This is a genomic window from Bacillus cereus group sp. BfR-BA-01310, from assembly GCF_022664325.1.
Taxonomy (GTDB): domain Bacteria; phylum Bacillota; class Bacilli; order Bacillales; family Bacillaceae_G; genus Bacillus_A; species Bacillus_A paramycoides.
In genome coordinates, this window is record NZ_JAKUHD010000052.1 from 1 (window position 1) to 10,629 (window position 10,629).

Consider the following 10,629-nt stretch of genomic DNA (forward strand, 5'->3'; position numbering starts at 1 on the left):
TCAACTTGTCCTAAAGCTGCTGCCAGTGCTACACCCACAGCACCTGACCCGCAACATAGATCAACGACGATATCACCAAAACATGACAGAGTTTCCGCCTGGTGAACAAGAAACTCGGTACGTTGACGAGGCACGAAAACGTCTTGGTCCACTTCTATCCGCAACCCACAGAATTCTGCGTATCCAACAACATATTCAAGTGGTAAACCATCGGCTCGTATTTCTACCATTTTCTTGAGGTCCTCTGGAGTTCGTGCCTCTGAAATAAGTAACCGGGTCTCCTCTTCTGCGAAAACACAACCCGCGGTCTGAAGCCTGTTAATTATACATTTTTCCGTTTTATTGTCCAAAAAGAAATTAAATTTTTTTCCTATTTATCTCACCACTTTTTCTTATTTATAACCCTGTATTCGTTAAAAATTGGAGATATCCTTTTTCAACAAAATGGTCCAATTCAAAAAAATACGTCTTTATTCAATTAAATAGCCCGATTGCTGAATAAGAAAAAATCCTGCACATCAACACAGGATTTTGATCAAACTTTTTTACAAACAGTATGACTTTTTTCAAAATGGTGCAACTTTCTTTCAAAATCACATGGACATCTATCTATATGTCACCCCCGTCTTTTGGTGATGAACCATTTTATTTCCAAAAATACATTTTGTTGTAACAAAATAGTTGAGATTAATAATGTCACAAATTACTTTTGAGACAGTATTTTGTTACAATGAATTCAAGAGTTATGAAGCTCATTATTTTTAAATACAAACGTGACATAAACATTCGTTTTTGTTACAAAACATAGACCAATTATAATAAAACAGAAAAACTCACAAAGTACTTATGCCTGTGGGCGATGAAGGGAATGTGTACGAAATTGAGTAAATCAAGTGAAATAAGTAGATTTGAAAATAGATTCTTAGAAAATGTGATTGAAATAGCAGCTGTCACAGGGGCATTAGGAATTGGTGCATCAAGAGGCGGTGACAACATTTTGTGGACTGCGTCAATTGATTTGATTGCGTGGAAAGACTTACATAACAATGAAACGATTACAAAAGAAGACATACGACTCGCATGGTTGGTTGATGATGCAGAATGGAGAAAATCAAAAGACATTTTGACAGCAAATACAGTTGTAACATTACAGGTGCGCAAGTCAGAAAATTCATTGATGCTTGTTAAGGTTTTGGAAACACCATATAAAGATGATGAGTTGGAAATCATCTTACAAGATGCGATGAAACCGGTTTTTTATCATGATGAGATGTTGGGCGAGTTTGAACTTGATAAAAGAGTGAAAACTTTTGAAAAGAGAATGTCTTGGGCTGGTGAAGAATGTCATTTATATTTTGATTGGAATGAAGACAAGCATATGATGAAGTCTGCACTGGAAACAGCACATGCACTTTTCAAAGAGCAAGATGAATGGAAAATGAAAATGAAAATGTACGCTGCAAAAGAACTGGTAGAGTTAGCAAATGAATGGCTACAAGATGATGATGAAGCAGAAATCGACGAAATTACAAAAGACATGTTCATCGATTCCATCACATTAAGCAGCATAAGCGTTTATTCAGAAGGTGATTTTGAAATATTCTTTTTGGATGGAGATATATTTTGGGGACATTCTATCATTGTAAGCGGAAATATTCATGAGGGGCTCTCTTCGGCTGAGATTACAGGATAAAGTGAAACTTCCATCAGTAGGGATTTTCTTCATCCCTACTGATGGATTAGTTGAACCAATCGGGCTCTTACTGCCCTAAAGTAGTGGGATAAATTGTTATACTTTTTGATGTGTACCGATAATAAAGTCGTTTAAAAATCTAAGTTTTCTTCAACAATAGCGCCCGATTGTTGAATAGAATGACTCACATTTTTTTAAACAACTTTATTATCACTAAAACAATTGGCATATTCTCTTGAGTGAGCCAAGAAATTTCAGGAAGAAGTTTCATCACCCAATTAGTAGGGGCAGTTCTTCCAGTAAAGACATCGATAATTTGTTCATTAGGTTCTAAATCAGGTTTAACTTTTTCTTGATAGTTAACAGAAATATTCATTTTTATTTCCCTCTCATATTGGGATTTTTAGTTTACTACATAAAGTCTGCCGAATTTAATTTTTTAATCTCTCCTATTAATTCTCTTAACTTCATTTCAAACCCTTCAGACAACCTTTAGGTGAACATCTCCCTTGTGCGACAATGATTTATCAAATTTACCGAAAGAATTCACCACCAAACCAAAGTGTATATTCGTATTAATAAAGGTATAATACTTTAGGAAACCATGGGACAAGTAAGTGATTTTCCATTGTCTTTAGATGTAATACTTAACATATACGGTACAGCAACATGTGACCAAGCTTCGGCTGTTGGAGAACTCGATACATACTCTGGTGCACATGACTGTAACATCGAAGTATGAATGCCTCCGCCTGGATCTAGTGCAACTACTGCCAGTTCTTTCGGCAATTCTAGTGCCATTGATTGGGTCAAACCCTCTATAGCAAACTTGGACGCGCAATACGGTGCAAGTTCTGCCTCACCGGACCGTCCCCAACCTGAACTAATATTGATTATGATCCCTTGTTTATTATGAATCATAGCCGGTACAAACGCCCTTATCACATTGACTACACCATTCACATTGATATTCATAACATTTGCAAATTCTTCTGAAGAAATAGTCCAAAGCGTTGCATTTTTATTTACAATAGAGGCATTATTAATAAGTAAATCCGGCGCACCGTATCGCTGAAGAATATATTCTTCCCAAGCTTTAACAGCCTTATCGTCCGAAACATCAATGGATTGAAAATCATGTTTGTTGTCAAAATGTCTCTTGATTTGTTCTATCTTACTTTTGGAACGACCACATCCAACAATCAACCAACCTAATTCAGAAAAACGGTCAATTAATGACCGACCTAATCCTTGTGTTACCCCAGTGATTATCACAAGTTTTTTATTATTTTCCCTATCCAATTGTTTTCCCTCTCCCTTCAACATTTTGATTCTTAAATTTATTTTACATTTTTTCAATTAATGATACTTGCTACATATTGACTAGATTTTTTACAACTTTAGTAGTAGAATAAAAATTCCAATAAACTGGAGATATCTTGAAAGTCGCTATCCTTAGTACAGAACAATAGAAGCTATCCTAAAAGTCCTTTTTAAGAAAAAAGTTAAGCATATAAAGCAATAATAAAGTTATTGAATTTTGTTATGAAATATATATAAGCCTTGCACATTTTATTGTAGCAAGGCTCTTTAAAGTTGTTTAATTTCTATCCATTTAATTATATTTGCACTCAAAAATTAATAATAAAGTTATTTAATTCCTATTGAACTAAAGCACCTGTTAGTTAAAGCACAACAAAATGAACTGACAAGCAATAGATATGGAAATTAGGTTAAAGAAGTTAGTGATTGCATTTACTCGCTTGATTTGCAAACCGAATTGCTCCTAATTAGCCAGTCTTTGATTAGTCCTTGTACTATTTTTCGTTTTTCTATCTGAAGCATATGACCAGCACCATCTAAAATGGAAAACGTAGTATTCGGAAATTTTTCTAGAAGAAAGAAGTGATTTTTATACCCACAGATAGAATCTTGTTTCCCTAGAATGATGAGTGCGGGTTGTGTAAGTGTACCTACATTATTAAGTGGTTCTTCAGAAAGAAAATACCCTTTCTCTCTCCAATTTGACATTAAAAAATTTTTATTAGCTAACAATCGTCCAGGTTGGATTTCGTTTAAAAAGTATTTAAGGTTCTCTTTATTTTGATAATTCATCAATGTTTCAAAAGCCATTCTTATATCAGAATCCAATTCTTTTAATAAATCTTCATCCTTTGTAACGACTATTTTTTTAGGAAGATCTCTATCTTTCAAATGAAGTGAAGTAGCCAGCAAACAAATACTCTTTACATTTTTATGTCTATGGTGCAAAACACCTTGTGCCAAATATCCTCCAAATGAAAAACCAATAAGAGAAAATGCTTGGTTAGGAATTGTCATATTGATAAAATCCAAAATATTTAAAAGCATATCATCTGAAGAGTTGAAATTCTCGTCAATTAAACTTCGACCGTGAGCAGGTAAATCTATATATATTCTCTGAAAACCCTGAATCTCATCAAAAATTGGCTCTATCCAAGCTTTCATAGATTTATGGTCTGTACCCATTGAATGCATTATTAATATTGGAAAACCATTACCTACGGTTTCATAATAAATACTACCTTTTGCAACTAAGCAATCCATCGGAATTTTTCTCCTTATTCATGCTACTTTTATCCGAACCAATTTATGTCCACCTACTATAATATAGTTCTGTATTAAGTTAAAAAAACCTTTTGAACTGCTTGAAAGAAAGGTTTTTAAATAACTTTATTATCACAGTACAAAGCAAACAAAAAATAACTCCAAAAATAACTTTTGTCGTATATTTTGGAGTTACTTGACGTTTACATTTATGCCTCTCTTTCTAATCACAAGTTCGTTTTCACTGATTATATCTTGAAAATGTTCTTCTTTATTTTCTTCTATATATTTCATAAGTTCTTCGAATTCCATTATTATCACCTATTTAACTTAACCTTTATTAATTGTTCTAACTCGAATACAGACAGTACATTAATGTGTAAAAAGTTTTTTAGAGCATTCCAAAACTCTCCATGATCAATTAATGATACCTGAAGAATGCTTTCCCAAACATCAATCCCAACCTCGTTATATTGAGGATTTCCTTTTATGAGGCAACCTTTTTGTATAGTAAACGAGACCGAATTTGGTTCTACAGCTTGATGAAGTTCAAGTGAAGGAACCAAATCAATCGGAGCATGTAAATGCATATTATTCAAGGATTATAAAAAGGCTTTTTGATAACAAAGAGTAATTTTCTCTATCTTTTATTCGAAAGTTAACTTCTTGTTTGTGGTGAAGTGCCCTCTCCTACTTCTGCTACTGGTTCAGTGTAAAAATTCAACTTTTTCTTTTAGGCGTTTTCTCTTGTATAGGATCATGAATTCACTTAGACAAAAATTAATGGTTGTTTCTACTAAATCATTAGTACGTTAAAAATGTGTCTACAGGTTCTTAACATATAGGTTACATTCACATGAAATTAATCAGTTGTTAATTTTATGTGATGTTGTAATTGCTATCATCATTCCTACTAAATTACGAAGGCTTTTATTGTAATGTAAGTATCACTTTGATGTTAATAAGATAAGACCTGACTGTTAATAATCCAATTTGAACAAATGTTCCTTTTTCATAGCAGTGATGTAATTTTTTAGCGTAATACTATTAGAATGTCCAGGTTTAAGAGATTATTTACAGGAATTTTAAGAACTTTTGCATCAGTCAGCTTAACCTTGGACTCTCTTTTTAACATGTTGAATATAATTTGAGATGCTTTCTGTTGTTCATATGAAATTAACAACCTCTCTTAATGACTTTCCAGGAATGACTGAAATTGACAAGGAATTGAATTCAAATGAGGCACAGAGCATATTTTTTCTGACAACAAATACATTAATGTGAGCTAACAAGTACTAAGTGAAGAACAGTGCATTAACATAACATTAACAATTATCGTTCTTATAAGAGATAAATCCTGTTAAAACAACTAGGTAATAAAGAAAAGCTTAGTATGAATTGTTATAAGATCTTCATGAAATCTCCTTAGTAATATAAATACATATATACGTCTGATAGTAGTTGTTTGAGTATTAAAGATTTTAAACGTGATTTATATAAGGTGTATAAATCACGTTTGTATATAAAGTTTGTATAAGCAGCTTATAAAAAAATATTAACATGTAATGGATATATAAAATTTAATTTACCGTTGATATAACGGCATTTGTATATACGACTTATATATAAGGTTTGCATATAAGTCGTATAATAATATTTGTAAGTTTCATGTTAATAAGAAGAGGTTATTTTTTATGTGTTTTTATCAATTTTATTCCGGATATTTTAGTATTCTTTATTAAAATGTAAATCACATGAAATTTAAGATTGATATAACATGTATACGCATTATATATACGTCGTATATATAAACCCCTATAAAATATAGAGTATTTCTGATTTATTTGTTATAAGTCTTATATATAAGTTTTATTTATAATGACTTGATATACAACGTGTAATGATGTACTATGTTTCTAGGAATAATTAACCAATGCTTTAAGGGGGGGACAACTTGAACGAGGTTTTAAGTGAAAAATATCAAACAATCAAGTTTGTAGATGAAGTAGTAAACATGTTTGCTGATATACTTGAACAAGATGAGATACTCTACAGTGTATTTCTATACATAGGAAACGTAGTAAATAAACAATTTCAAGAGACAAAGTACATGAGGGGCATATCTATTAATGAAATAGTGGAAAATGTAGTTATTGATAGGAGAGTAAAGAAGAAAAAAGGAAAATCCTATTCATTAGAAGTTGAACGTACAAATATATCTAGACGTTCAGCAGAAATAAGTGTGAGTACGCTATCATCAATGTCTTTAATCTATGAAAAGACTATGCATCCATATAAATTTTTAATCTCAACTTATAGAGGACAACAAGTACTTATTGAGTTAGGGAAAAGAAAAAAGGTAAATAAGGAGAGATAAAATAATGGCAAAAAACTTCTTGAAGAATGAAGTAGCAGTTAAAATGACGATGGTTGGATTTGGTCAAGCTGGTACTAGAATGGTAGATAAATTTGCGGAATATACACATACAGATGGCACAGCAGTATATAATTGCTTAGCACTAAATAGTAATGATGGAGATCTAGCTGAATTAAAAAATGTACCAAAAAGCAATCAAGTTTCACTTAAATTAGGTGGTTTAGGTAAGAACCCTGAGCGTGCGGTAAAAGTTCTTGATTCAAATGAGGAAGCAAAAGAAAAACTAAAAGAATTTATTACTGAGCGTGTAAGACCTTCTGATGAACTTGTTTTATTCTTTGCAGGTTTAGGTGGAGGAACAGGAACTTCTACAATCATTAAAGCTATTGAAGAATTTTCGGCTTTTCATAACAAGCCAGTAATCAGACAAGAATTACAAAAAGTTGCGCAGGAATATCCAATGGCTGAAATCAAAGCAAATCAAGCAAAGTTTGCGAGAATTGCCTTTGAAAATGCTATTGAGCGCAAAGACTTTATTAAAATGGGGATTGTTGTAACACTTCCTGTCCGAGCAGATGGGCCGGATGTATTACGACAAGTAAATAAATTTTCACAGGAGATTTGGAAATTAGCAAATGATAAATCAAAAGGTGTAGCATTTGTAGTATTTGCTGATAACCAGCACTTTTACGATGAATTTAAGGAATTAAATGAAAATGAGAAAAAAGGTATCGCCAATTCACGAGATTATGCAAATCAACGCATTAGTGAAATTATTCATGAGTTAAATACAGCTGCCAATGGATCTGGTACATCTGTAATACTCGATTCTCAAGACTTTAAACGTATTTTACTTGAGAAAACGGGCTGTTTAGTAATTAATAAGGTTTCACGTAATATGAACCAGATAGAAAATAGCCATGCAATTATAGAGATGTTCCAAGAATCATTAAGAGGCAGCTCTTTCCATCCCCCAATTGATTTGATGAAGAAGAATAACGACGGTTCTGTTGAAGCGTCAAAAGTACATCATTTTGGTATGCTCGCTATCTTAGATGAGCAAAAAAACATTAATGATTCCTTTATGGATGATGCTAAGGTAGAAGTTTCAAATAATCTACCTATAAATGGTACAGTTTTTAACGGATATTTGGTAAGTAAGAATGATTTCTTAGGAAGTGTATATACGTTCTATAAAACTGATGCATTACCATCGAGATTATCTAAAGGGTTAGTTGAAGAATTTAATGAGTTTAAAGAAAGACAAAGCCAAATTCAGTTTACAAAGTCTCAAATTAGTACTATCGAGAGTATAGATGAGGATGAGGATTTAGGTTTTGCATTTGGAGATTTTATCGATATGGGTAGTGATGAAGAAAATAATGATGCTGGAGCAAATGAAGATGCTGAATTAGCGGATTTTCTAGATCCAGATAAGATGTTTGGCACTACAAAATAATAAAAAAAGTCTGGATCTTTATCCAGACTTTTTTATTATTCCACAGTATTCATAAGAGATTTTATATAATCAATAATATTATCCTGTATGTACTGCTCAATGAAGAGTTGCTTTTTACCCAAATCTTCCTCTTTTTTAAACCATCCTGCCTTTCTAGTACGTTCTTCTTCAGGTTTATTATTCCATAGGCTCTCTGCTTGTTTTCTTAATTCCTGACGTGCTCTATGCTCAATAATGAAATTATCAAGTCTATCTTGGCGTTGACGTAATTTTAGGGTTTCTGCATCTTCTGGTTGCGGTAACTGTTTTAGTATATTTTCTACCCTCTCTTCATAATGAGATTGGATATGTTTTATTTTTTCTTCTAACTGTTTAGTTACCATTTTTTCAATAATTTCTGCAGTGGCTTGAAGGTTTAATTCAGTAGATACTTCACTTGTTTGATGCTCTGGTGATACTGGTCTTAAATCAAATTGGTGTGGTAAAAGGTCAATAATTGCATCTAAAGACCATTTCTCATCCCTTTTTTGCTTTATAAATAGAGCAATTTCAAGATCTAAAGTATTATAGAGTTTTTCGTTTGTATTTTGGGTTCTTAACGTTTCGTGAAGCCCTTTTTCCTCTAGAATATTGAACCAATTATAAACTGTATTATGATGACGTCCGACTAGTTTAGAGAATTCCGTTATCCGCCATGCTTTTTCGAAAACATTATCATTTAATATGTCATCATCGTTAATTTGATGGTCTTGTGTTTCGTTTTTTTGCTCAATCATTGTAACTACCTCCTTAAAAATCAACTCATGAACACCCAATTTGTAATTAACATGTGAACTGAAATTAACATGTTAGACAGTATTTCGATAATATTCATGTGAATCCCTACTTATTCAGTAACTCACATGAAATGTAAAGTTGACATGTAATTGAATGTTTGTTAACAAAACATTAACTGTTGATACAGAATACACTCGATTTGTTGATGTTATTGTTAACTCTAAGTATATAAATAGTAATGTTCTATCAATGGAAATGCCTATCTTTTATGTTTGTTACATTACTGATAGTTGCCATGAGATTAACAAATCATGTTACTTAATATTAATGATAAGGAAATATAGGTGTTTTGTAAACAAGTTATAAGGATATAATCAATGATGTTACGGAAAAACAACCAGATTAAACTAGGAAACTTAAATTATAATGTATAAAAGCTAGAAAAAAAGGTAATAATACTACTAATTTAGTAGTATTTCGTGATCTAGGACCAGAATCTACATAAATAAACTTTAAGAGTTAATTCCCGCTCTATGCTGCGATTAATATGATATGTATGAGTATTTTAATACGGTATGGAATACTTGAGGTAGATTTATGTAGTTACGTTAATACTAGTGATTTCTAAACAGCCTAATGACGTCGTTTATCTAATATAAAACAGCATTTTTTATATTAAAGGCGGAAATCATCTGATTTAGGACTGGATTTTGGCTTAGTACTGAGATTAACATGAGATATGAAATTGACATAGAAAGGATTGTGAAGTGATGATCTCTATTAATTGTTAATGTCTTATCAACCGAAAGACTATCAGATACTGCTGTATTTGTGGTATCTTTCTTAAAGCGCGCCCTTTTATATAGTGTGTTTAGTAATTACTTTAATTAATATGAAGTTCAAATGTACTAAAATTCTATTCCAATCAATTAAACAAGTCTTTTGATACCTCTTTAATGTTAGTTAATTAATTGTGGCACAAATAACATAATAAATAAAGAGAATAAAACTAACATACGCATCAGTTGTCAAACGATCCTGGTAAGAATACATATAACATTATCATTAACATGAGATTGATATTTAAACACTTCACCATATCTATTGTTAATTTCATATCAACTAAAAAGATAAAATATTAACAGTGTAGTATCCATTCTAAACTTTATGAAACTGCAATGTTTATGGGAGTATGTCAAACAAACAATCGCGAGCTGTCATATAGGTTATCAATAGATTGAAGTTTGTATTTGATTAGAAGTTTTATATTTTGTTGCAAGTCTAGGTGGTAGGCTCTTTAGCTATTTATAATTCTTTCTATTAAGAAGTGCACCTTATAAGGTTGCTAATGATATCAAATGAATATGTATACTTATTGTGTTAAAAATGTTGATATAAAATTAACATTTTGCTTTGTGTGTCTGATTATATGTTAATGTTAGTTGATATGTTAATGTTAATGTGTTTGTAAAATGAGTTTCTATTGTTTACATAACATTAATATAGGGGTTAATTATATATTAAGCAGTTTTAAAAAAACGGCTGCATATAAAGATTCTGGAGTTTTTGTACAAAAACTCCAAATTTCTTGTAAGCAATCTCCTAGAAATAGTATTATGCTAGAAAATGTTTGATTGGCAGGGGAGAGTTTGTTTAAATGAAAGTGACAAGAACCTGAATGCATATTATTAATAATAAGAAGTTATCTATGGTGCAATTCCAATTTTTATTTAGACT

General features: G+C 31.6%; 8 protein-coding genes and 1 pseudogene. 3 read left to right on the forward strand and 6 right to left on the reverse strand.

What is annotated here, in order from left to right; all coding sequences use genetic code 11:
• On the reverse strand, nucleotides 1-350 hold a 350-nt coding region (locus MR109_RS28990; protein WP_472926451.1), incomplete at its 3' end, for a class I SAM-dependent methyltransferase.
• A 509-nt stretch (nucleotides 351-859) separates the two neighbouring features.
• Here MR109_RS28990 and MR109_RS28995 point away from each other — a divergent pair.
• Complete coding sequence (locus tag MR109_RS28995; RefSeq protein ID WP_242274775.1) at nucleotides 860-1,693, forward strand: DUF2262 domain-containing protein; 834 nt, start codon at nucleotides 860-862, stop codon at nucleotides 1,691-1,693.
• Between the two features lie 184 nt (nucleotides 1,694-1,877).
• Here MR109_RS28995 and MR109_RS29000 read toward each other — a convergent pair whose 3' ends face one another.
• From MR109_RS29000 to MR109_RS29015, 4 genes and pseudogenes are all read right to left on the reverse strand, one after another.
• Nucleotides 1,878-2,069, reverse strand: coding sequence for a hypothetical protein (locus MR109_RS29000; protein WP_242274776.1), 192 nt, complete (start codon nucleotides 2,067-2,069; stop codon nucleotides 1,878-1,880).
• 218 nt (nucleotides 2,070-2,287) lie between these two features.
• Nucleotides 2,288-3,019, reverse strand: coding sequence for an SDR family oxidoreductase (locus MR109_RS29005; RefSeq protein ID WP_242274777.1), 732 nt, complete (start codon nucleotides 3,017-3,019; stop codon nucleotides 2,288-2,290).
• Between the two features lie 429 nt (nucleotides 3,020-3,448).
• The gene (locus MR109_RS29010) at nucleotides 3,449-4,279 is read right to left on the reverse strand and encodes an alpha/beta fold hydrolase (protein WP_242274778.1); all 831 of its coding nucleotides are present in this window, start codon (nucleotides 4,277-4,279) and stop codon (nucleotides 3,449-3,451) included.
• Between the two features lie 317 nt (nucleotides 4,280-4,596).
• Nucleotides 4,597-4,875, reverse strand: a pseudogene (locus tag MR109_RS29015) (hypothetical protein); the annotation flags it as partial.
• 1,358 nt (nucleotides 4,876-6,233) lie between these two features.
• On the opposite strand from MR109_RS29015, the gene MR109_RS29020 reads away from it, so the two are divergent.
• Entirely contained in the window at nucleotides 6,234-6,656 is a 423-nt protein-coding gene (locus MR109_RS29020; RefSeq protein ID WP_002175004.1) for a hypothetical protein, read from the forward strand.
• Nucleotides 6,657-6,660: 4 nt separating this feature from the next.
• Nucleotides 6,661-8,115 (forward strand): FtsZ/tubulin family protein, encoded by a 1,455-nt coding sequence (locus MR109_RS29025; protein WP_025151201.1) that lies wholly within the window; start codon nucleotides 6,661-6,663, stop codon nucleotides 8,113-8,115.
• Between the two features lie 35 nt (nucleotides 8,116-8,150).
• On the opposite strand, the gene MR109_RS29030 is transcribed toward MR109_RS29025, so the two are convergent.
• Nucleotides 8,151-8,891, reverse strand: a complete 741-nt coding sequence (locus MR109_RS29030; RefSeq protein ID WP_098789098.1) for a MerR family transcriptional regulator — start codon at nucleotides 8,889-8,891, stop codon at nucleotides 8,151-8,153.
• Nucleotides 8,892-10,629: the final 1,738 nt, after the last annotated feature.